General features: G+C 60.1%; 21 protein-coding genes and 1 pseudogene. 12 read left to right on the forward strand and 10 right to left on the reverse strand.

Annotated features, from left to right (window positions below):
* The first annotated feature begins 218 nt into the window (after positions 1–218).
* Positions 219–1,043, forward strand: a complete 825-nt coding sequence (gene ttcA / locus AF70_RS26455) for a tRNA 2-thiocytidine(32) synthetase TtcA (RefSeq protein ID WP_007937538.1) — start codon at positions 219–221, stop codon at positions 1,041–1,043.
* Between the two features lie 187 nt (positions 1,044–1,230).
* Positions 1,231–1,905, forward strand: a complete 675-nt coding sequence (locus tag AF70_RS26460) for a DNA-3-methyladenine glycosylase I (RefSeq protein WP_007937540.1) — start codon at positions 1,231–1,233, stop codon at positions 1,903–1,905.
* Between the two features lie 49 nt (positions 1,906–1,954).
* On the opposite strand, the gene AF70_RS26465 is transcribed toward AF70_RS26460, so the two are convergent.
* Genes AF70_RS26465 through arsC form a run of 3 tightly spaced genes read right to left on the reverse strand, consistent with a single transcriptional unit; the run spans position 1,955 to position 3,328 of the window.
* Entirely contained in the window at positions 1,955–2,380 is a 426-nt protein-coding gene (locus AF70_RS26465; protein ID WP_019581230.1) for a DUF2069 domain-containing protein, read from the reverse strand.
* Positions 2,373–2,978, reverse strand: a complete 606-nt coding sequence (wrbA, locus tag AF70_RS26470; protein WP_018926302.1) for an NAD(P)H:quinone oxidoreductase — start codon at positions 2,976–2,978, stop codon at positions 2,373–2,375. Before wrbA ends, AF70_RS26465 begins: the two co-directional genes overlap by 8 nt.
* Positions 2,975–3,328: an arsenate reductase (glutaredoxin) gene (gene arsC, locus AF70_RS26475; protein ID WP_019581229.1), complete on the reverse strand. Its 354-nt coding sequence runs from the start codon at positions 3,326–3,328 to the stop codon at positions 2,975–2,977. The genes wrbA and arsC overlap by 4 nt, the downstream gene beginning before the upstream one ends.
* A gap of 114 nt (positions 3,329–3,442) precedes the next feature.
* Between arsC and AF70_RS26480 the strand changes: the two genes are divergently transcribed.
* Entirely contained in the window at positions 3,443–3,910 is a 468-nt protein-coding gene (locus tag AF70_RS26480) for a TlpA disulfide reductase family protein (RefSeq protein WP_028938903.1), read from the forward strand.
* A gap of 186 nt (positions 3,911–4,096) precedes the next feature.
* Here the strand turns inward: AF70_RS26480 and AF70_RS26485 are convergent, their stop codons facing one another.
* Both AF70_RS26485 and AF70_RS26490 read right to left on the reverse strand, forming a co-directional pair.
* Positions 4,097–4,501 (reverse strand): META domain-containing protein, encoded by a 405-nt coding sequence (locus AF70_RS26485; RefSeq protein ID WP_007937547.1) that lies wholly within the window; start codon positions 4,499–4,501, stop codon positions 4,097–4,099.
* Complete coding sequence (locus tag AF70_RS26490; protein WP_018926299.1) at positions 4,501–4,935, reverse strand: hypothetical protein; 435 nt, start codon at positions 4,933–4,935, stop codon at positions 4,501–4,503. The genes AF70_RS26485 and AF70_RS26490 overlap by 1 nt, the downstream gene beginning before the upstream one ends.
* Positions 4,936–5,069: 134 nt before the next feature.
* Here AF70_RS26490 and AF70_RS26495 point away from each other — a divergent pair, with 134 nt between their 5' ends.
* Positions 5,070–5,465 carry a hypothetical protein gene (locus AF70_RS26495; RefSeq protein ID WP_028938904.1) on the forward strand — a complete coding sequence of 132 codons (396 nt, stop codon included), beginning with the start codon at positions 5,070–5,072 and terminating at the stop codon, positions 5,463–5,465.
* A gap of 5 nt (positions 5,466–5,470) precedes the next feature.
* On the opposite strand, the gene AF70_RS26500 is transcribed toward AF70_RS26495, so the two are convergent.
* Positions 5,471–6,460 (reverse strand): 2-hydroxyacid dehydrogenase, encoded by a 990-nt coding sequence (locus AF70_RS26500; RefSeq protein WP_028938905.1) that lies wholly within the window; start codon positions 6,458–6,460, stop codon positions 5,471–5,473.
* 110 nt (positions 6,461–6,570) lie between these two features.
* Entirely contained in the window at positions 6,571–9,321 is a 2,751-nt protein-coding gene (locus AF70_RS26505; RefSeq protein ID WP_019581226.1) for a response regulator, read from the reverse strand.
* 215 nt (positions 9,322–9,536) lie between these two features.
* Between AF70_RS26505 and AF70_RS26510 the strand changes: the two genes are divergently transcribed.
* The 8 genes and pseudogenes from AF70_RS26510 to AF70_RS26545 all read left to right on the forward strand — a co-directional run bounded on the left by AF70_RS26510 (position 9,537) and on the right by AF70_RS26545 (position 18,324).
* The gene (locus AF70_RS26510) at positions 9,537–10,259 is read left to right on the forward strand and encodes a response regulator transcription factor (RefSeq protein WP_028938906.1); all 723 of its coding nucleotides are present in this window, start codon (positions 9,537–9,539) and stop codon (positions 10,257–10,259) included.
* A 13-nt stretch (positions 10,260–10,272) separates the two neighbouring features.
* A pseudogene (locus AF70_RS26515) lies at positions 10,273–10,989 on the forward strand (sensor histidine kinase); the annotation flags it as partial.
* 145 nt (positions 10,990–11,134) lie between these two features.
* Positions 11,135–12,157: a YhcG family protein gene (locus AF70_RS26520; RefSeq protein ID WP_018926293.1), complete on the forward strand. Its 1,023-nt coding sequence runs from the start codon at positions 11,135–11,137 to the stop codon at positions 12,155–12,157.
* Positions 12,158–12,261: 104 nt separating this feature from the next.
* Entirely contained in the window at positions 12,262–13,164 is a 903-nt protein-coding gene (gene cysM, locus AF70_RS26525) for a cysteine synthase CysM (RefSeq protein ID WP_018926292.1), read from the forward strand.
* A complete protein-coding gene (rlmD, locus tag AF70_RS26530) occupies positions 13,164–14,516 on the forward strand; it encodes a 23S rRNA (uracil(1939)-C(5))-methyltransferase RlmD (RefSeq protein ID WP_028938908.1) in 1,353 nt (450 codons plus the stop codon). Before cysM ends, rlmD begins: the two co-directional genes overlap by 1 nt.
* Before the next feature lie 121 nt (positions 14,517–14,637).
* The gene (relA, locus tag AF70_RS26535; RefSeq protein WP_019581222.1) at positions 14,638–16,881 is read left to right on the forward strand and encodes a GTP diphosphokinase; all 2,244 of its coding nucleotides are present in this window, start codon (positions 14,638–14,640) and stop codon (positions 16,879–16,881) included.
* Between the two features lie 41 nt (positions 16,882–16,922).
* On the forward strand, positions 16,923–17,756 hold the full coding sequence (gene mazG, locus AF70_RS26540; protein WP_028938909.1) for a nucleoside triphosphate pyrophosphohydrolase: 834 nt from the start codon (positions 16,923–16,925) through the stop codon (positions 17,754–17,756).
* Between the two features lie 25 nt (positions 17,757–17,781).
* Entirely contained in the window at positions 17,782–18,324 is a 543-nt protein-coding gene (locus tag AF70_RS26545; RefSeq protein WP_018926288.1) for a DUF2058 domain-containing protein, read from the forward strand.
* A gap of 66 nt (positions 18,325–18,390) precedes the next feature.
* On the opposite strand, the gene AF70_RS26550 is transcribed toward AF70_RS26545, so the two are convergent.
* The 3 genes from AF70_RS26550 to fabA all read right to left on the reverse strand — a co-directional run bounded on the left by AF70_RS26550 (position 18,391) and on the right by fabA (position 20,605).
* Positions 18,391–18,579 (reverse strand): hypothetical protein, encoded by a 189-nt coding sequence (locus AF70_RS26550; RefSeq protein WP_018926287.1) that lies wholly within the window; start codon positions 18,577–18,579, stop codon positions 18,391–18,393.
* Positions 18,580–18,857: 278 nt separating this feature from the next.
* Complete coding sequence (gene fabB, locus AF70_RS26555) at positions 18,858–20,078, reverse strand: beta-ketoacyl-ACP synthase I (RefSeq protein ID WP_007937568.1); 1,221 nt, start codon at positions 20,076–20,078, stop codon at positions 18,858–18,860.
* Between the two features lie 11 nt (positions 20,079–20,089).
* Positions 20,090–20,605: a 3-hydroxyacyl-[acyl-carrier-protein] dehydratase FabA gene (fabA, locus tag AF70_RS26560; protein WP_018926285.1), complete on the reverse strand. Its 516-nt coding sequence runs from the start codon at positions 20,603–20,605 to the stop codon at positions 20,090–20,092.
* Between the last annotated feature and the right edge of the window lie 122 nt (positions 20,606–20,727).

The raw sequence follows: 20,727 nt of genomic DNA on the forward strand, positions 1-20,727 counted from the left end.
GCCTGTTGAACCCTGTGGCGAGGGGGCTTGCCCCCGTTGGGTCACGAAGTGGCCCCAAATCGGTCGACCACATTTTCCGGAGGATACCGCAGTGTTAGATTTACGACTGCTGCGCAGCCGAACGGGGCGATGCGGCGTTCCGACAAGCCCCCTCGCCACAAGTGACGGGTTTTTGCGTAAAATGCCGGCCTTTCGTCACACCTCACGGATTTCGCGTCATGGGCACTCTTACGGTCAACCAGAACAAACTGCAAAAGCGCCTTCGCCGCCAGGCCGGTGAGGCTGTTGCCGATTTCAATATGATTGAAGACGGCGACAAGGTCATGGTCTGCCTGTCCGGTGGCAAGGACAGCTACACCATGCTCGACGTGCTGATGCATTTGCAGAAAGTCGCCCCGATCAAGTTCGAGATCGTCGCCGTGAACATGGACCAGAAGCAGCCAGGCTTCCCCGAGCATGTGCTGCCGGCTTACCTCAAAGAACTGGGCATCGAGTACCACATCGTCGAGAAAGACACCTACTCGGTAGTCAAGGAGCTGATCCCGGAAGGCAAGACCACTTGCTCGCTGTGCTCGCGCCTGCGTCGCGGCACGCTGTACACCTTTGCCGACGAAATCGGCGCGACCAAAATGGCCCTCGGTCACCACCGTGACGACATCGTCGAGACGTTCTTCCTGAACATGTTCTTCAACGGTTCGCTCAAGGCCATGCCGCCCAAGCTGCGCGCCGACGACGGGCGCAACGTGGTGATTCGCCCGCTGGCCTACTGCAACGAAAAAGACATCCAGGCCTACTCGGACCTCAAGCAATTCCCGATCATCCCGTGCAACCTCTGCGGCTCCCAGGAAAACCTGCAACGCCAGGTGGTTAAAGAGATGCTGCAGGAGTGGGAACGCAAGACACCGGGCCGCACCGAGAGCATTTTCCGCAGCCTGCAGAACGTGATCCCGTCGCAACTGGCGGACCGCAACCTGTTCGACTTCACCAACCTGCGTATCGACGAAAGCGCCGCATCGCGCTTCGTCAACGTAGTGAACCTCTGAACAAATTGTGTGGGAGCGAGCCTGTGGTGAGGGGGCTTGTCGGACCGCCGCATCGCCCCGTTGGGCTGCGAAGCGGCCCCAAAATCGCTGATGCACCAAAGATTTTGTGAGTGCTACGCACTCAAACGGGGGCAAGCCCCCTCGCCACAGGGCTCCCATAGATCCGTTTCATCCCATAGGAGAGGGCATGCGCGATTACAAGTGGCTGCACGAATACTGTCTGAACCGCTTCGGTTCGGCGGCTGAACTGGAAGCCCATCTGCCGGTTCCCAAGACCCCGGCGCAATTGCGCAAGATCAGCGACGACCGCTACCTCTCGACCATGGCGTTGCGGGTATTCCGTGCCGGGCTCAAGCACAGCCTGGTGGATGCCAAGTGGCCGGCGTTCGAAGAAGTGTTCTTCAAGTTCGACCCGGAAAAAGTCGTGCTGATGAGCGCCGAACATCTGGAGCGCTTGATGCAGGACGCGCGAATCATCCGCCACTTGGGCAAGCTCAAGAGTGTGCCGCGCAATGCGCAGTTCATTCTGGACGTGGCCCATGAGAAGGGTAGTTTCGGTGCGTTGATCGCCGACTGGCCTGTAACCGATATCGTCGGCTTGTGGACCTACCTGAAAAAACACGGCCATCAGTTGGGCGGGTTATCCGCGCCGCGATTCTTGCGGATGGTCGGCAAGGACACCTTCGTGCCGAGCTACGACGTGGTGGCGGCGCTGAATGCACAGCAGATCATCGACAAGGTGCCGAGCAGTTTGCGCGACCTGGCCACGGTGCAGAATGCGTTCAACCAATGGCACGAAGAGAGTGGTGGACGGCCGATGAGCCAGATTTCGATGATGCTGGCCTACACAGTCAATCATTGACGAAGATGATGTTCCCACGCAGAGCGTAGGAACGATCACTGCGGGGCTATCAGGCGGGGGAAATCTCGCCTTCCCCCGCCAACTTGCGGTTCAACTGATACCGCCACCGCACATACAGCATCGCCGAGCAGAACACTGCCAGGCTCGCGCCCATCTCCAGCAAACCGAACAGCTGCCGGTTCGGGTCATAGGCGGCCAATGCGCCCTTGATGAAATACAGATTCACCACAAAACACATCCACGAATGTCCACGGGCACTGCCGACGATCATTCCCGGTGCCAGCAACAGCAGCGGCACCAGTTCGATCAGCAGAATCACCCACGGCCGCGCACCATGCAGGTCGGCGAACACCAGGTAGTAGGCGCAAAGCAGCCCCGCCAGACCGAAAAAGCACAGCAGGCTGATGACGCGCATCGCCCGTACACGTGGTTCGAGCCATTCGATGGCAGGCAACACCTTAGGCTTCTTAGCCACGATGGCTCTCCAGTTTCTGCGCAGTCTTCGCCAGGCGCAGGCCCAAGGCTCGGCATAGCGCGACTTCATGTTCGTTCAAACCGCTTTTGCCGTCGGCCCCGGCGTGATGACTGGCACCGTATGGCGTGCCGCCGCCACGGGTTTCCAGCAGCGCCGATTCACTGTAAGGCAGGCCGGTGATCAACATGCCGTGGTGCAGCAACGGCAGCATCATCGACAGCAGTGTGGTTTCCTGGCCGCCGTGCAGGCTGGCGGTCGAGGTGAAGACCCCGGCCGGTTTGCCCACCAGGGCGCCGGTCAGCCACAGGTTGCTGGTGCCGTCGAGGAAGTATTTCAACGGTGCGGCCATGTTGCCGAAGCGGGTCGGGCTGCCCAGGGCCAGGCCGGCGCAGTTCTTCAAATCGTCGAGGCTGGCGTACAGCGCGCCTTCATCGGGAATGTCCGGCGCCACGGCTTCGCATTCAGTGGAGATCGCCGGCACCGTGCGCAACCTGGCTTCAAGGCCGGCCTGCTCGACGCCACGGGCAATCTGCCGGGCCATTTCATTGGTCGAGCCGCTACGGCTGTAATACAGCACCAGAATGTATGGCGCGCTCACGGCAACAACTCCAGCACATTCTCCGGCGGACGGCCGATGATGGCTTTGTCGCCGACTTCGAGAATCGGCCGCTCCATGAGTTTCGGGTGCGCGGCGATGGCGGCGATCAATTGCGCTTCGCTCAAACTGCTGTCGGCCAGGTTGAGGGTTTTGTACTCGTCCTCGCCGGTGCGCAGCAATTGCCGGGCGCTGATGCCGAGTTTGCTCAGCAGGCTCTGGATTTGCACGGCGTCCAGCGGCGTTTCCAGGTAGCGGACGACCGTTGGCGTCAGGCCACGGGCTTCGATGAGTTCGAGCGCACCGCGGGATTTCGAGCAGCGCGGGTTGTGATAAAGCGTCAGATCGGTCATATGCGGGTCGCTTCTTGCGTAAAGTGGCGGCTATTCTAACTGTGCGGCGCGTAATCCAGAACCTTGGGAGGCGATGGGTCGCAGGTGCATTCTATTTTTGACAAGGATTGAGACATGACAAGGCGACTGGCAGCGGCATTGGCGATCATGGGGGCGTTATTGCTTGGGGGCTGTGGCAACGACTATGGCATCGACCAGAATGGTCACAAGGTCGCCGCCGAGCGTCTGGACAAACAATGGCTGGTGCTCAATTACTGGGCCGAGTGGTGCAGCCCGTGCCGGACCGAAATCCCACAGCTGAATGTGTTGGCCGAGCAGCTCCAGGGCAAGAATATCGGCGTGTTCGGGGTCAACTTCGACAATGTACAGGGCGAAGAGCTGAAAGGCGCCAGCGAGAAACTGGGGATCAAGTTCACCGTGCTGGCCCAGGATCCGGCCGACCTTTTCGAATTGCCGCGCAGTGAAGCGCTGCCAGTGACTTACATCATTGATAACAAGGGCAAGGTGCGGGAACAGTTGATGGGCGAGCAGACGGCGGCGGGGGTGATGGCGAAGCTTGAGGCGTTGCAGGCGACCAACTGACCGAGCACCGCCTGTGGCAAGGGAGCTTTGTGGCGAGAGGGCTTGCCCCCGCTGGGCTGCGAAGCAGCCCTAAACCCTGAAACCTCGTTTCATCACAACATTGCGCGTGTACGTTTTGCGACTGCTGCGCAGCCGAACGGGGGCAAGCCCCCTCGCCACAAGTCACTTGGCTACAACTGAGGGGCATCAACCCTCTTCAAGCCACCAACGCAATGGCTTGCCTTCGGCCGGCCAGAAACGCATCTGATCAATCGGTGAGACGTCCCAGCGCTGGACGTTTTCCAGCGCCTGCAGGAAGCGCTTTTCCTGCTCCATCAACGCCGGCGCGCAGAGTTTGCGGGTACTGCCGATCTTGCCGAAGCTGAGCTTTTCACCTTCCAGGGAATACGGCGCGAACCAGTGGTTGCAGCCGCCGTTACCGTAGGCCCGGCCGTCGTCACCGAGCGTGATGGTCAGGTGGCTGTAGTCCATCAGCGGACGTTCACCGATCCACTCCAGAATGTAACTGCGGTTCTGTTGCAACTTTACCGGCTCGGCGGCGCAGCCCAGCAGGCTGGCACCAACCATCGTGGTCAGAGCAAGGCGTTTCATCACGCAGGCTCCTGGCACTTCGGGCACAGGTGTTTTTCGCCGGCTGCGGTCCAGCCCAGTTCGGCAATCCGTGCGGTGGCGGCCGGTTTTTCAGCCTTGTTGCCCAGCTTGGCGTCGACCGCGAACTCGAAGCTCAGCTCTTTGGCGCAGCTGTCGCAGTTGACTTTCCAGGTGTGGATCGCCAGTTCGCCGAACACCGGACCACTGGCCACCGCGACCCATTGGCCGGGCGGGTTGATCAGGTGGCGAACCGTTTCGACGGTCAGGCGCATGGACAAGTCCTTGCTGCCTTTGAGGGTCACTACCAGCACGTCGTTATTGCGAATCGAACCGCCGTTGCCGGTGACTTGATAACGCCCCGGCACCAGGGCGCGGCATTCAGTGAGGGTGTGTTGTGGGTTCATCAGGCTGTAGCGGAAATCGTGTTCGACCATGGGTCCTCCAAATATGCGCGATATGCTAGCACGGGCATCAACGCAGCATGGCGCGGGCATGTGACCTTCGATCAGGTTCAAATTGACTGCTGAACCATGGCAAACTGCCACTTTTGCATCTCTAAGGAACAGAAATGGCGTTGATCGAATGTTACGAGTGTAAGCAACGCATCAGTTCCGTGGCGCCTGCTTGCATTCATTGCGGTGCGCCTGCGGCAACGGTGCACGCGGCCACTTCGACGGCAGCGCCTGTGGAAGCACCGTTTTCTTTCGGGCGTTTGCCGAGCAATGAGAGTGTGCCTCGGGTGACCCCGGCCGCCTTCGGGCGTAAACGAAAAACCGAAATCGAGGCTGAGGTTCCGGCACCGGTGCTCAATGGGCCGCGTCCGGTGGAACTCTGGCTGAAACTGATGATTTTCTTTCTGCCGCCGTTTTTTGTCTGGTTCCTGCTGCGTCGCGGGCATTCAACGGGGCAACGCTTGTTGGGCTTCGGCTGGCTGGGCCTGATGTTCGTCTTGTCCAAGGCCTGAGCCGTTCAGCGCTCGACCTGATTCTGTGGCGAGCCGGTCGTCCAGGCCGCGATGTTCTGCAAAGTTGTCGCGGCAATCGCGCCCAGGGCTTCGCGAGTGAGGAAGGCCTGGTGTGCGGTGATGATCACGTTCGGAAAGGTCAGCAGGCGCGCCAGCACATCGTCTTGCAGTGGCAGGTCGGAGCGGTCCTCGAAGAACAACTGCGCCTCTTCTTCATAGACATCCAGCCCCAGATAGCCCAATTGGCCGTTTTTCAATGCGTCGATCAACGCCGGCGTGTCCACCAGACCGCCACGCCCGGTGTTGATCAACATCGCGCCGGGCTGCATGTGCGCCAGTGACTCGCGGTTGATCAAATGTTTGCTCTGCTCGTTGAGCGGGCAATGCAGGCTGATGATCTGAGACTCGGCCAGCAATTGCTGCAAGCTCAGGTAGCGCGCGCCGAGGGCTTCGACCTGCGGGTTCGGATAGGGGTCATAGGCCAGCAATTGGCAGCCGAAGCCGTGCATGATTTTCGCGAAGGTCGCGCCGATCTGCCCGGTGCCGACCACGCCGACGGTCTTGTTCACCAGATCGAAACCGGTCAACCCGTGCAGGCTGAAATCGCCCTCGCGGGTACGGTTGTAGGCGCGGTGCAGACGGCGGTTGAGCGCCAGGATCAACGCCACCGCGTGTTCGGCCACGGCGTGGGGCGAGTACGCCGGGACCCGCACAACCGTCAGCCCCAGGTGCTTCGCCGCCGGGAGGTCGACATGGTTGTAACCGGCCGAGCGCAGGGCGATCAGGCGTGTGCCGCCCGCTGCCAGGCGTTCAAGCACCGGGGCGCTGAGGTCATCGTTGATGAAGGCGCAGACCACTTCGTGATGCTCGGCCAGCGCCGCCGTGTCGAGGCTCAGTCGTGCCGGCTGGAAATGCAGTTCGATGCCGGCGGGCAGGACGGCGGCGAGAAAACTCTCGCGGTCGTAGGTCTGGCTGCTGAAAAGAATCGTGCGCATGCTGTCCTCCTGGAAGTCTCAAACCCCGTAGCAGCTGGCGAAGCCTGCGTTCGGCAGCTGCTACAAGGTTTAAGTTTAGCGTTCAGGCCCTCCTGCGTTATTGCGCTGCATCAGGCATTGATGCGCGCATGGGCCGCGAGGCGATTGATGGCGCGTTCGAGTTCTTCCAGCGCGACGGGGGCTTTCGGGTCCTGTTGCTTGAGCAGGGTTTCGCTGCGCTGGCAGGCGGCGCGCAGTTGCGGGACGCCGCAATAACGGGTTGCCCCGTGCAGGCGATGGACCCGCTCGATCAGGGCGTTCTGGTCGTTGGCTTCACGGGCCACGCGGATGGCCTCGCGGTCGGCTTCCAGGGAGGCCAGCAGCATGGCCAGCATGTCCGCCGCCAGATCGGCCTTGCCGGCCGCCAGGCGCAGGCCTTCTTCGTGGTCGAGCACCTGCAATTCATGACTGTTGTTGTTATCGCTATTACGCTCCGGACCCTGATTGCGCAGCGCCAGGCCCGTCCATTTCAACACCACTTGCGCCAGTTGCCGTTCGCTGATGGGTTTGGTCAGGTAGTCGTCCATGCCGCTTTGCAGCAATGCGCGTTTTTCATTGGCCATTGCATGGGCGGTGAGGGCCACGACCGGCAGTGGCGTGCAATGCCGCTCGCTTTCCCATTGGCGAATGGCTTCAGTGCTTTGGCGCCCATCCATGCCGGGCATTTGCACGTCCATCAACACCAGATCGAAAGTCTCGTTCTGTACGGCCTTGACCGCGGCGTAACCGCTTTCTACCGCGAGCACCTTGGCGCCCATGTCTTCGAGCAGGGTTTGCACCAGCAGCAGGTTGGCCGGGTTGTCGTCCACGCAAAGGACCTTCGGCGCGCGGCTGGAAACCGGTTCGGCAGGGTCGCTGCGCTGCTGGCGCGGGTTGACCAGATCAGACAGGGCCCGACGCAGCTTGCGGGTGCAGGCGGGTTTGGACTGGAGCTGGCTGTGGGGGTTGGGCACCGAGAGATGGAACAGCGTCAGTTCGGTGGTCGGGCACAGCACCAACACTCTGCAGCCCAGGTGTTCAAGGTCCCAGATGTGCTGGTTGAGGCGCTCCGGCGGCATGTCGTTGCTGGTGATGCCGAGCACCGCCAGACCGATTGCCTGATCGGTCTGGTGGGCGCCGGTCACGCCATTGGCCAGGCTTTCCAGGGTATTGAACGGCGTGACGCTCAGGCCGCAGTCTTCCAGTTGATGCTGCAATGCCTGACGGGCCAGTTCATGGTTTTCCAGGACAGCCACCCGCTGCCCGAGCAACGGTGGGCCGGGCAGGTCTTCGGCGTCGTCGCGGGTTTTGGGCAGGCTCAGGCTGATCCAGAACTCCGAGCCTTCGCCCGGCGTGCTGTCGACGCCGATCTCGCCGCCCATTTGTTCGATCAGCCGTTTGGAAATCACCAATCCGAGGCCGGTGCCGCCGGGTTGTCGGGACAACGAGTTATCGGCTTGGCTGAAGGCTTGGAACAGGGCGCGCACGTCCTGGTTCGACAGACCGATGCCGGTGTCCTGAATGCTGATGCGCAGTTGCACGCTGTCTTCATGCTCTTCTTCGAGCATCGCCCGGGCTACGATGGTGCCTTCGCGGGTGAACTTGATCGCATTGCTCACAAGGTTGGTGAGGATCTGCTTGAGTCGCAACGGATCGCCCACCAGCGACAGTGGCGTATCGCGATAAACCAGGCTCACCAGCTCAAGCTCTTTGGCGTGGGCGGCCGGGGCGAGGATGTTCAGGGTGTCTTGCAGCAGGTCGCGCAGGTTGAACGGAATATGGTCGAGCACCAGTTTGCCGGCCTCGATTTTCGAGAAATCGAGAATCTCGTTGATGATCCCCAACAGGCTGTCGGCAGACTTTTCGATGGTGCCCAGGTAATCGAGCTGGCGCGGCGTCAGTTCGCTTTTTTGCAGCAGGTGCGTGAAGCCGAGAATGCCGTTGAGCGGCGTGCGGATTTCATGGCTCATGTTGGCCAGGAACTCGGACTTGATCCGGCTCGCCTCCAGGGCTTCCTTGCGCGCCAGGTCCAGCTCGATGTTCTGGATTTCGATGGTTTCCAGATTCTGACGCACGTCTTCGGTGGCCTGGTCGACGCTGTTTTGCAATTCTTCCTGAGCGTTCTGCAGCGTCCCGGCCATGCGGTTGATGCCGGACGCCAGTTCATCCAGTTCCTGGCTGCCGAGGGGCGGCAGGCGGGTTTCCAGATGGCCGTCCTTGAGTTGCGCCACGGCTTGTTTGATCTGGCTCAGTGGTCGGTTGATGGTTCGGCCCATGCGCAACGCCAGCAGCGCCGCACCGGCCAGGCCTCCGCCGATCAGCAGCAGGCTGGCGAACAGGCTGCGGTAACCGCGCAGCAGCATGCCGTTGTGGGACAGTTCGAGTTCGACCCAGCCCAGCAGGCGGTCGGCTTCATCGGGGATCAGGTCGCCGGCCAGGTTGCGGTGCTTGCCGAACACCGGCAGCAGGTAACGCGTGGCGTCATTGCCACTGCGGCGCAGCAACTGTGAACCGTTGCCCAGGGGCGCCTGATTGAGCATGGTCGGGCCGGCATGGGCCAGCGGCGTGCGGTCGGGGGCGAGGAAGGTCACCGCGCGCACGTCGGTCTGTTCCAGGGACTGGGTGGCGATGCGCTCCAGCAGCTCGTTGTCTTTGCGACCCATGGCCGGGGCCACCAACGGTGCCAGCTGTTCGGCGATCATTTCGCCGCGTTGCATGAGCTGGGCTTGCAGGTCCGATTGCTGCATCCAGGTGAAATAGCCGCCCAGGACCAACGCCATCAGGGTGGTCGGCAACAGGGTCAGTAACAGCACGCGGCCTTTAATTCCCAGTTTCTTGAGCACGCATCTCTCCTGCATCCAGCTGTTTATTGACCTGCACATGCGTCCGGCACGCGCCACCTGCGCAGTGTAGCGATTTGCATGCGGGCAATCTTCGTAAAATTGATGTCGTCATTCGTCGGTCAGTTCAATGCTTTGGCCCAGGGAGACAAACCTTGGGTTGCCCCTGGAGAGGCAATCTTGAATAATTAGCAATTGAGAATTATTTGCAGATGCTCATGACTCCCATCGCGATTGGCCATCCTCGCATCCTCTCTATCGAAGACGATCCAGTGCTCGGTGCTTATGTTTATGAGCATCTGGGGCGCTGCGGTTTTCAGGTGACCTGGTGCCAGAACGGGCAGGAAGGCCTGGCGATTGCGCGCCAGCAGGCCTTCGATGTGGTGTTGATGGATATTCTGTTGCCGGGGCTCGATGGCCTGGCGGTGTTGACCCAATTGCGCCAGAGCCATTCCACGCCAGTGGTGCTGATGTCGGCGCTGGGTGCCGAGGCGGATCGCATCAGTGGTTTTCGCCTCGGGGCCGACGATTACCTACCCAAGCCTTTCAGCATGGCCGAGTTGCGGGTGCGCATCGAAGCGATCCTGCGGCGGGTGGCGTTCGACCGTCGACCAGTGCCGATACCGACGCCCCCTGCGACGGACTGCCTGCGTTTTGACGATGAACTGGGCGAGGTCTTTTGGGGCGAGTACGCGGCCGGCCTGACCCGCAGCGAGTACCGTTTACTGGACACGCTGAACCGCAACGACGATGAAGTGTTGAGCAAGGCGTTCCTTTATCAGCAGGTATTGCAGCGCGGTTATGCGTCCCATGACCGCAGCCTCGACATGCACATCAGCCAGATTCGCCGCAAGCTCAAGGCCATCGGTTACACCGAGCGTGAAGTGCGCACGGTTTGGGGCAAAGGGTACGTATTGAGTGCGGTCGATGAAGTGGTCTGACGCGCCGGGCCGCACGGTGGCCCGGCAACAGCAACTGCTGCGCGATCTGTCCCACGAATTGCGCACGCCGCTCAGCCGGTTACGGGTGGCCTGCGAAAGCGAGCAGGACCTGGAGCAATTACGCGAGCGCATTAGCCGGGAAGTCGACGGCATGCAGCGCCTGGTCGAGGATGCGCTGCAACTGGCCTGGCTCGACACCGAGCGCACGTCTTTGCCCGATGAAGCGATCCAGGTCCAGGCCTTGTGGGCAATGCTCACGGAAAACGCTTGCTATGAAAGCAGCTGGCCGGCGAGTCAGTTGCACTGTGCGGTGGATGCCTCCTGCTGGGTGCGCGGCCATCTCAATACCCTGGCCCAGGCGCTGGAAAACATTCTGCGCAATGCCATTCGTCATTCACCGAAGGGAGCTGTCGTGACGCTCGATGGCAGGCGCGATGGCGACTTCTGGCATCTGTGGCTGGAGGACGAGGGCGGTGGGGTGGCTGACGAGGATCTTGAACGGATCTTCTCGCCGTTCATCCGGCTCGAGGGTTCACTGCCGGGGGAGGGTGGATTCGGGTTGGGGTTGAGCATCGCGAGGAATGCGGTGCAGCGGCAGGGCGGGCGGCTTTGGGCGGAGAATGCAGGGCGGGGCTTACGACTGAATATGCTGTTATTGGCTGATCTCCATGGCGACAATGATGACGCCCCCGCTCCCACAATTGATATGTGTCGACCACAAATTGCGTGATCAACCCCGGCCGCGAAGAGGCTTGCTGATTTTGCCGGAGCGTTCCCGTTATTTTGTACGACCTTTCTTAAAGGGTATCGCCGACACCTTAAGCCTGACTTGACGGAATAGACTCGCGTTTTTCCTCGTCCTCCAGGAGTTCGGTATGAATGCATCCAGCGTCCCCGGCAACGCACACGACGACCGTTTCAATGAAGTGCTTGCGCTGATTCAAAATGCCAAACAGCAGGCCATGCAGGCGGTGAATACCCAGTTGATCGAGCTGTATTGGCAGGTCGGTGCTTACATCAGCCGCAAGCTGGAACAGGCTGAGTGGGGCGATTCTGTGGTCAGCCAACTGGCTGAGCATCTGGCTCAGACTCAACCGGGGTTGCGCGGGTTTACCCGGTCGAACTTGTTTCGCATGCGCCAGTTCTATGAGACTTATCACGCTGAAGAGAAAGTCGCACCACTGGTGCGACAATTGTCCTGGTCGCATAACCTGATCATTTTCAGCCAGAGTAAACGGCCGGAAGAGCGGGAGTTCTACGTGCGTTTGGCAGTTCAGGAAAAATGGTCGAAGCGCGAACTAGAGCGTCAGTTCAAAACCGCACTGTTTGAACGAAGCGTGACCCAACCAGCAAAAATCTCAGCAGTGCTGAGACAAGCCCACCCGGCAGCGCTTGAGATATTCCGCGACGCCTACATGCTCGAGTTTCTCGACCTGCCGGGTGGCCATGCCGAAACTGATCTGCATAAAGGGCTGATGGCGCGCCTCAAAGAATTCCTGAGCGAGCTTGGCCGCGATTTCTGCTTTGTCGGTTCCGAGTATCCGCTTCAAGTGGGTGGGTGTGATTTTTCCCTGGACCTGCTGTTCTTCCACCGTGGCCTTAATTGTCTTGTAGCCATTGAGCTTAAGGTCGGTCGTTTTAAGCCGGAGTATTTGGGCAAGCTGAACTTCTATTTGGAAGCGCTGGATCGCAAGGAGCGCAAACCCCACGAAAACCCGGCCATCGGTGTGTTGCTCTGCGCCAGTAAGGATGACGAAGTGGTCGAATACGCCCTTAACCGCAGCCTGTCGCCAGCGTTGATCGCTGAATACCAGGTCCAGCTTCCGGACAAACAGCTGCTGCAGGCCAAATTGCATGAGTTTTATGCATTGAATATTGCACAAGGAGAAGAGGAGTGAACTGCTTATTCCCATAAGCCATAAGCCCCTTACTTTGCGTGATATGGCCTGCGCACGTTTGCCGGTATGATAGGCGCCCCCGCAGTTCGGATTGCGAATACGCCATGACCTTGCAGTACCCAACCATCGCCGATTGCGTCGGCAACACTCCGCTGGTCCGTTTGCAGCGCCTGCCTGGCGTCACCAGCAACACTCTTTTGCTCAAGCTCGAAGGGAACAACCCGGCGGGTTCGGTCAAGGATCGTCCGGCGCTGTCGATGATCACCCGCGCCGAATTGCGCGGGCAGATCCACGTCGGCGACACGCTGATCGAAGCGACTTCGGGTAACACCGGGATTGCCCTGGCCATGGCCGCCGCGATCAAGGGTTACAAGATGATCCTGATCATGCCGGACAACTCCAGCGCCGAGCGTAAAGCCGCGATGACGGCCTATGGTGCCGAGCTGATTCTGGTCAGCCAGGAAGAAGGCATGGAAGGCGCGCGCGACCTCGCCCAGCGAATGGAAGCCGAAGGCCGTGGCAAGGTGCTCGATCAGTTCGCCAACGGTGACAACCCCGAGGCGCATTACACCACCACCGGTCCGGAAATCTGGCGTCAGACCCAGGGCACCATCACGCATTTCGTCAGCTCGATGGGCACCACCGGCACCATCATGGGTGTCTCGCGCTACCTGAAAGAACAGAACGAGAACGTGCAGATCATCGGTCTGCAACCTATGGAAGGCTCGGCAATTCCGGGCATCCGCCGCTGGCCCCAGGAATACCTGCCAAAGATTTATCAGGCTGATCGCGTGGACCGGATCGTCGACATGGCGCAAAGCGAGGCCGAGGACGTGACCCGTCGTCTGGCGCGCGAAGAAGGCATTTTCTGCGGCGTGTCTTCGGGCGGAGCCGTGGCGGCGATGCTGCGCCTGTCCAAAGAAGTTGAAAACGCGGTGATTGTCGCGATCATCTGTGACCGTGGCGACCGTTACTTGTCGACCGGCATTTTCGACGCGCCCAACTGATGGCCAAGCAAGAGAGAGGCCTGCGCTTCCAGCCCACGGGCGGTAGCAAGGCCCCGCAAGTCCCGACCGGCAAAAAGCAGCGTTTGACCATCGAGCGCCTGGCTAATGACGGTCGCGGTATCGCGTTTTTTGAAGGTCGCACCTGGTTCGTCATCGGCGCCTTGGCCGGTGAAGAAGTCGAGGCGCGGGTCTTGGGTGCCCACGGTAAAGTGGTCGAGGCGCGTACCGAGCGGGTGTTCCAGGCCAGCCAATTGCGCCGCCCGGCACCGTGCGCCCATGCCGGTCGCTGCGGTGGTTGCAGCGTGCAGCATCTGCCCCACAACGAACAACTCGCCCTGAAACAGCGCATGCTCGCCGAGCAATTGTCGCGGGTTGCCGGCGTCGAACCCGAAGAGTGGGCTGCGCCATTGAGCGGTCCGGAATTCGGCTACCGGCGTCGTGCCCGGGTGGCGGTGCGTTGGGACATGAAGGCGAAAAAACTCGAAGTCGGTTTCCGCGCAGCTGGCAGCCAGGACATCGTCGCCATCAACGAGTGCCCGGTGCTGGTACAGCCCTTGCAACCGATCATGACCCGCTTGCCGGATATGCTGCGGCGCTTGAGCAAACCTCAGGCACTGGGGCATGTGGAATTGTTCAGCGGTTCGTCATTGGCGGTATTGCTGCGGCACATGGCGCCGTTGTCCGAAGCCGACATGACGATCCTCAAGGAATTCTGCGCGCTCCATGAGGCCCAGTTGTGGCTGCATGGCGACGGCGAGCCGCAACCGGTCGACGCCGATCAGACCCTGGGCTATCGCCTTGAACCGTGGGACTTGAACCTGGCGTATCGGCCTGGAGATTTCATCCAGGTCAACGCCGGGGTCAACGAAGCGATGATCGCTCAGGCGCTGGAATGGTTGGCGCCGAAAGCCGATGAGCGGGTTCTGGACCTGTTCTGCGGGTTGGGCAACTTTGCCTTGCCGCTGGCCAGAACCGTTCGTGAAGTGGTGGCGGTGGAAGGTGTGCAGGCCATGGTCGAGCGGGCCGCCGCGAACGCCGCTAGTAATAATTTGCATAACGCAAAATTTTTTCAGGCCGATTTATCCCAGCCTTTGGCTGATGCCGAATGGGCCAGCGAAGGCTTTTGTGCGGTACTCTTGGACCCACCTCGCGACGGTGCTTTCGAGGTGGTGCGCAAGCTTGCGTCCCTGGGTGCCGAACGATTGGTTTATGTGTCGTGCAACCCTGCAACTCTGGCGCGCGACACGGTCGAATTGATCAAGCAGGGCTACCGGTTAAAACGTGCCGGGATTCTCGATATGTTTCCTCAAACGGCGCATGTCGAGGCCATGGCGTTATTTGAAGCGAGCTAGGATGGCTCGTCTGGTCCGACTGACCGTCCGTGCCGCCACGCATCAGCCCGGCGGGGCGCCCGGACAATGAAGGTCAGCGATTTGACGCATTGAATCTGCGTCGTAGGGAAGGTAAAGCAAGATGGTACAGGTGAGAGCACACCAGCCGATCAACACTGACGGCAGTATCAATCTCGAGGCTTGGCTCGATCACGCGGTCAGTATCGATACGGCACTGGATCGCGAAGCCTTGAAAGAAGCCTGCGAGTTCGCTCGCGAGGCCGAACAACAAGCCAATGCGGCGAAAAACCTGTGGTCCGAAGGGACCTCGAGTTTCCGCACCGGCCTTGAGATCGCCGAGATTCTCGCCGACCTCAAACTCGATCAGGATTCGTTGGTCGCGGCAGTCTTGTACCGCGGCGTGCGCGAAGGCCAGATCCAGTTGCCGGCGGTCAGCCAGCGCTTCGGCCCGGTGGTCGCCAAACTGATTGACGGCGTGCAACGCATGGCGGCGATCAGCGACAGTCTGAGTCCGCGTAAATCCATGGTGATGGGCACCCAAGGCCAGGTGGAAAACCTGCGCAAGATGCTCGTGGCCATGGTCGACGACGTGCGCGTCGCGCTGATCAAACTGGCCGAGCGCACCTGTGCGATCCGTGCGGTAAAAACCGCCGATGACGAGAAGCGCAACCGCGTCGCCCGTGAAGTCTTCGACATCTACGCGCCGCTGGCTCATCGCCTCGGTATCGGTCATATCAAGTGGGAGCTGGAGGACTTGTCCTTCCGTTACCTCGAGCCCGACCAGTACAAGCAGATCGCCAAGTTGCTCCATGAGCGACGGCTGGATCGCGAGCGCTTCATCAGCGATGTGATGACCCAGCTCAAGAACGAGTTGCAGGCCACCGGCGTCGAGGCTGACATTAGCGGCCGGGCCAAACACATCTATTCGATCTGGCGCAAAATGCAGCGCAAGGGTCTGGAGTTCAGCCAGATCTACGACGTGCGCGCCGTTCGCGTGCTGGTGCCGGAAATGCGCGACTGCTACACCGCGCTCGGCATCGTCCACACCCTGTGGCGGCACATCCCGAAAGAGTTCGACGACTACATCGCCAACCCGAAAGAGAACGGCTACCGCTCGCTGCACACCGCGGTAATCGGCCCTGAAGGCAAGGTGCTGGAAGTGCAGATACGCACTCACGCCATGCACGAAGAAGCCGAGTTGGGTGTCTGCGCGCACTGGCGTTACAAGGGCACCGACGTCAAGTCCGGCTCGAACCACTACGAAGAGAAAATCTCCTGGCTGCGTCAGGTTCTCGAGTGGCACGAAGAGCTGGGCGATATCGGCGGCCTTGCCGAACAGCTGCGGGTCGATATCGAGCCGGACCGGGTTTATATCTTCACTCCCGACGGTCACGCCATCGACTTGCCGAAGGGCGCGACGCCGCTGGACTTCGCCTACCGCGTGCACACCGAAATCGGTCACAACTGCCGCGGCGCCAAGATCAACGGGCGCATCGTACCGCTCAACTACAGCCTGCAAACCGGTGAACAGGTCGAGATCATCACCAGCAAGCACGGCACCCCAAGCCGCGACTGGCTGAACCCGAACCTGGGTTACATCACCACGTCGCGGGCGCGGGCGAAGATCGTTCACTGGTTCAAGTTGCAGGCCCGCGATCAGAACGTCGCGGCCGGTAAAACCTTGCTTGAACGCGAACTCAGTCGCCTCGGTCTGCCGCAGGTGGATTTCGACAAGCTGGCCGAAAAGGCCAACATGAAGACCGCCGAAGACATGTTCGCTGCGTTGGGCGCAGGCGATTTGCGCCTGGCGCAACTGGTGAACCTGGCGCAGCAACTGGTCGAGCCGGAACGCGGCAACGAACAGCTGGAGCTGATCCCGCGCAAAGCCACCGGCTATAAACCGGGCAAGCGCGGCGATATCCAGATCCAGGGCGTCGGCAACCTGATGACCCAGATGGCCGGTTGCTGCCAGCCATTGCCGGGGGACGCCATCGTCGGTTACATCACCCAGGGCCGTGGCGTGAGCATCCACCGTCAGGACTGCGCCTCGGTGCTGCAACTGGCCGGGCGCGAGCCGGAGCGGATCATCCAGGTCAGCTGGGGCCCGGTGCCGGTGCTCACCTATCCGGTGGACATCATCATTCGCGCTTACGACCGTTCCGGTCTGCTGCGTGACGTGTCGCAGGTGCTGCTCAACGAGCGGATCAACGTGCTGGCGGTCAACACCCGCTCGAACAAAGAGGACAACACTGCGTTGATGTCCCTGACCATCGAGATTCCGGGGCTGGATGCGCTGGGGCGGTTGCTGGGGCGGATCTCCCAGTTGCCGAACATCATCGAAACCCGCCGTAACCGCACACCGTGAGAAACCTTCACGGAAATTGATGGTGTAGAGATTGATAAAAGATGTATTCACTTGAAGACCTGCTGCACCTGATGAACCGTCTGCGCGACCCGCAGTACGGCTGTCCGTGGGACATCAAGCAAACCTACGCCACCATCGTCCCGCACACCCTGGAAGAAGCCTACGAAGTCGCCGATGCTATTGAACGCGGCGATTTCGATCACTTGCAGGGTGAGTTGGGCGACTTGTTATTCCAGGTGGTTTATTACAGCCAACTGGCTCGGGAAGAAGGGCGCTTCGAATTCGCTGGCGTGGTCGACAGCATCACGCGCAAGTTGATCCGCCGTCATCCTCACGTATTTCCCACCGGTGATCTGTACGCGCCGCTGGACGTCCCGCGTCTGAATGAAGAGCAGGTCAAGCAACGCTGGGAAGAGATCAAGGCCGAAGAACGCGCCGAGAAGTCTTCGGCGCCGGAGCAGTTGTCCTTGCTCGATGACGTACCTGCGGCACTGCCGGCGTTGTCCCGTTCGGCAAAACTGCAGAAGCGCGCAGGGCAAGTCGGTTTCGATTGGCCGGACGCCTTGCCGGTGCTCGACAAGGTTCGCGAAGAGCTCGATGAAGTGCTCGAAGCCATGGCCGACAATGACTCGGTGGCGATTGCCGATGAAGTCGGCGACTTGCTGTTTTCCGTGGTCAATCTGGCGCGTCACCTCAAGGTCGATCCGGAAACCGCACTGCGTGGCGCGAACACAAAATTTGAAAGACGCTTCCGATTTATCGAACAGGCATTGCGCGACACCCACCGTCCCATAGAAGATTGCACCCTCGAAGAGTTGGACGCCTTGTGGGGCGAAGCCAAACGTCAGGAAAAGAATTTGCCCAGCTGCGGCTGAGCTGTTGCCTAAGTGAGTAAGCACCATGAGCCTTTCCCTTCGCGACCAGTTGCTCAAAGCAGGGCTGGTCAACCAAAAGCAGGCCAAACAGGTCGGCAAAGAAAAACAGAAACAACAGCGTCTGGCCCACAAAGGCCAGATCGAACTCGATGACTCCCAGCAGCGTGCGGCTCAGGAAGCCATGGCCGAGAAGGTCAAGCGCGACCAGGAGCTCAACCGTCAGCAGCAGGAGAAGGCCGAGCAGAAGGCCCGAGCCGCCCAGGTCAAGCAATTGATCGAAGTCTCGCGCCTGCCCAAGCTGAACACCGAGGACTACTACAACTTCGTCGACGACAAGAAGGTCAAGCGCATCAGCGTCAACACCCTGATGCGCAACAAGCTCAGCAGCGGTTCCCTGGCGATCGTGCATCACGCTGGCGGTTACGAAGTGATCCCTCGTGAAGCGGCCCTGAAGATTCAGGAGCGCGACCCACAGCGCATCGTGCAGCTGAATGTGAAGACAGAAGAAGTCAGCACCGAAGACGATCCGTACGCGGCCTATCAGATTCCTGACGATCTGATGTGGTAAGCCGTTAGCAGCTGCAACAACGACAAACCCCGCTCATGGCGGGGTTTGTCATTTTCAATGCGGTGGTTATGCAGAACGCGCTTCGCGTTGCTGCTCCAGTGATTCCAGTTCGGCCTTGTATTGGTGGGCTTCGGTCTCGGAGTGGAACATCCCGACCAGCAGGTCTTGTTGATGTACATCCCAGATGCGGATACCGGCGGCGATGCCTTCATGGGACATATGTGAATCGTCGCGTTCAGTTACTTTTACAGTCATCTGCTAGCTCCAATCTCTGTTATCTGCAGCAAGGCGTGTGCAGGCCTTTGTTATAAGTTTTGTTAGCTGGCTAAGTAAACGACTGAAATCGGTAACGGATTTTTGCAAAAACGGAGAAAGTGCTGCAGCCCGCGAAATACGCGACATTCAGTCGCAGGCTGTTGAGTTCCATGACAAATGTTTCATGTTTCAAGGGCTGTCTGGCCGTAGATAAAACCTGGCAAAAAAAAACGCCCCGAACCAGTCGGGGCGTTTTTATGTGTGGCGTAGGCGGGGTATTACTTACCCTGCCAGCGCTTCAGTACCAGCGTGGCGTTGGTGCCGCCGAAGCCGAAGCTGTTGCTCATCACGGTGTTGATGGTGGCGTCTTCGCGAGTCTTGGTCAGGATTGGCATGTCTGCCACTTCCGGGTCCAGTTCGTCGATGTTGGCGGAACCCGCCATGAAGTTGCCTTCCATCATCAGCATGCAGTAGATCGCTTCGTGAACGCCGGCGGCGCCCAGGGAGTGACCCGACAGGCTCTTGGTGGAGCTGATGGCCGGAGCGTTGTCGCCGAACACTTCACGCACACCTTTCATTTCCATCACGTCGCCGACCGGAGTCGAGGTGCCGTGGGTGTTCAGGTAGTCGATCGGTGCGTCGACGGTGGACATAGCCATCTGCATGCAGCGGATGGCACCTTCGCCGCTTGGGGCGACCATGTCGTAGCCATCGGAAGTCGCGCCGTAGCCAACGATTTCCGCGTAGATCTTCGCGCCGCGGGCCAGAGCGTGTTCCAGCTCTTCGACCACGACCATGCCGCCACCGCCGGCGATGACGAAACCGTCACGCTTGGCGTCGTAGGCACGGGAAGCTTTTTCCGGGGTTTCGTTGTACTGGCTGGACAGGGCGCCCATGGCGTCGAACAGGAACGACTGGCTCCAGTGCTCTTCTTCACCGCCGCCGGCGAATACGATGTCCTGCTTGCCCATCTGGATCTGTTCCATGGCGGTACCGATGCAGTGAGCACTGGTGGCGCAGGCAGAAGCGATGGAGTAGTTCAGGCCCTTGATCTTGAACGGGGTGGCCAGGCAAGCGGAGACAGTGCTGCTCATGGTCCGCGTTACGCGGTATGGGCCGACACGCTTGACGCCTTTCTCGCGCAGGATGTCCAGCGCTTCCATCTGGTTCAGCGTGGAGGCGCCACCGGAACCGGCGATCAGGCCGGTACGCGGGTTGGAAACTTGCTCTTCGGTCAGGCCGGAGTCTGCGATGGCATCTTTCATGGCCAGGTAGGCGTAAGCCGCCGCGTGGCCGACGAAGCGATAGATCTTGCGATCGATCAGCTCTTCGAGGGGAAGGTCAATGGAGCCGGAAACCTGGCTACGCAGACCCATTTCGGCATATTCCGGGTTGAACCGGATGCCAGGGCGGCTTGCACGCAGGTTAGCGGAGACGGTCTCTTTGTCATTGCCCAGGCACGAAACGATGCCCAGACCAGTGATAACGACGCGGCGCATGCGGATAACCCTTAGAAGTTGTCAGTGGAGGTGAAAACGCCGACCCGAAGGCCTTCGGCGGTATAGATTTCGCGGCCGTCGACAGTCACGGAACCATCGGCGATGGCCATGTTCAGCTTGCCTTTGAGGACGCGTTTGATATGGATGTTATAGGTGACTTTCTTGGCGGTCGGCAGTACCTGGCCAAAGAATTTCACTTCGCCCGAACCCAGGGCGCGACCGCGGCCCGGCAGGCCTTGCCAGCCGAGGAAGAAACCGACCAGTTGCCACATGGCATCGAGGCCCAGGCAGCCCGGCATCACCGGATCACCTTCGAAGTGGCAGGCGAAGAACCACAGGTCTGGAGTGATATCCAGCTCGGCGACCAATTCACCTTTGCCGTACTTGCCACCCTCTTCGGAGATCAGGGTGATGCGATCGACCATCAGCATGTTCGGGGCGGGCAGTTGCGCGTTACCCGGGCCGAACAGCTCACCACGACTGCAGCGCAGCAGGTCTTCCCGAGTAAAGGCGTTTTGTTTGGTCATGCGAGCTCCTCAATAGTCCATGCGGCAGGGGGGCGAATCTTCCCGGCCGATCGAAGCGTTCATGCCTCGAGTCAGCAGCCTACTCATAGACTATTGCGTTGTAGTGAAAGTCACAGCACCAA

It is taken from the genome of Pseudomonas sp. KD5 (assembly GCF_012932895.1).
Taxonomy (GTDB): Bacteria; Pseudomonadota; Gammaproteobacteria; order Pseudomonadales; family Pseudomonadaceae; genus Aquipseudomonas.

Coding starts and splice junctions, on each gene's coding strand:
- ttcA (WP_007937538.1), top strand. CDS start 219: ATGGGCACTCTTACGGTCAACCAGAACAAACTGCAAAAGCGCCTTCGC.
- AF70_RS26460 (WP_007937540.1), top strand. CDS start 1,231: ATGCGCGATTACAAGTGGCTGCACGAATACTGTCTGAACCGCTTCGGT.
- arsC (WP_019581229.1), bottom strand. CDS start 3,328: ATGACCGATCTGACGCTTTATCACAACCCGCGCTGCTCGAAATCCCGC.
- AF70_RS26480 (WP_028938903.1), top strand. CDS start 3,443: ATGACAAGGCGACTGGCAGCGGCATTGGCGATCATGGGGGCGTTATTG.
- AF70_RS26485 (WP_007937547.1), bottom strand. CDS start 4,501: ATGAAACGCCTTGCTCTGACCACGATGGTTGGTGCCAGCCTGCTGGGC.
- AF70_RS26490 (WP_018926299.1), bottom strand. CDS start 4,935: ATGGTCGAACACGATTTCCGCTACAGCCTGATGAACCCACAACACACC.
- AF70_RS26495 (WP_028938904.1), top strand. CDS start 5,070: ATGGCGTTGATCGAATGTTACGAGTGTAAGCAACGCATCAGTTCCGTG.
- AF70_RS26500 (WP_028938905.1), bottom strand. CDS start 6,460: ATGCGCACGATTCTTTTCAGCAGCCAGACCTACGACCGCGAGAGTTTT.
- AF70_RS26510 (WP_028938906.1), top strand. CDS start 9,537: ATGACTCCCATCGCGATTGGCCATCCTCGCATCCTCTCTATCGAAGAC.
- AF70_RS26520 (WP_018926293.1), top strand. CDS start 11,135: ATGAATGCATCCAGCGTCCCCGGCAACGCACACGACGACCGTTTCAAT.
- cysM (WP_018926292.1), top strand. CDS start 12,262: ATGACCTTGCAGTACCCAACCATCGCCGATTGCGTCGGCAACACTCCG.
- rlmD (WP_028938908.1), top strand. CDS start 13,164: ATGGCCAAGCAAGAGAGAGGCCTGCGCTTCCAGCCCACGGGCGGTAGC.
- relA (WP_019581222.1), top strand. CDS start 14,638: ATGGTACAGGTGAGAGCACACCAGCCGATCAACACTGACGGCAGTATC.
- mazG (WP_028938909.1), top strand. CDS start 16,923: ATGTATTCACTTGAAGACCTGCTGCACCTGATGAACCGTCTGCGCGAC.
- AF70_RS26545 (WP_018926288.1), top strand. CDS start 17,782: ATGAGCCTTTCCCTTCGCGACCAGTTGCTCAAAGCAGGGCTGGTCAAC.
- AF70_RS26550 (WP_018926287.1), bottom strand. CDS start 18,579: ATGACTGTAAAAGTAACTGAACGCGACGATTCACATATGTCCCATGAA.
- fabB (WP_007937568.1), bottom strand. CDS start 20,078: ATGCGCCGCGTCGTTATCACTGGTCTGGGCATCGTTTCGTGCCTGGGC.
- fabA (WP_018926285.1), bottom strand. CDS start 20,605: ATGACCAAACAAAACGCCTTTACTCGGGAAGACCTGCTGCGCTGCAGT.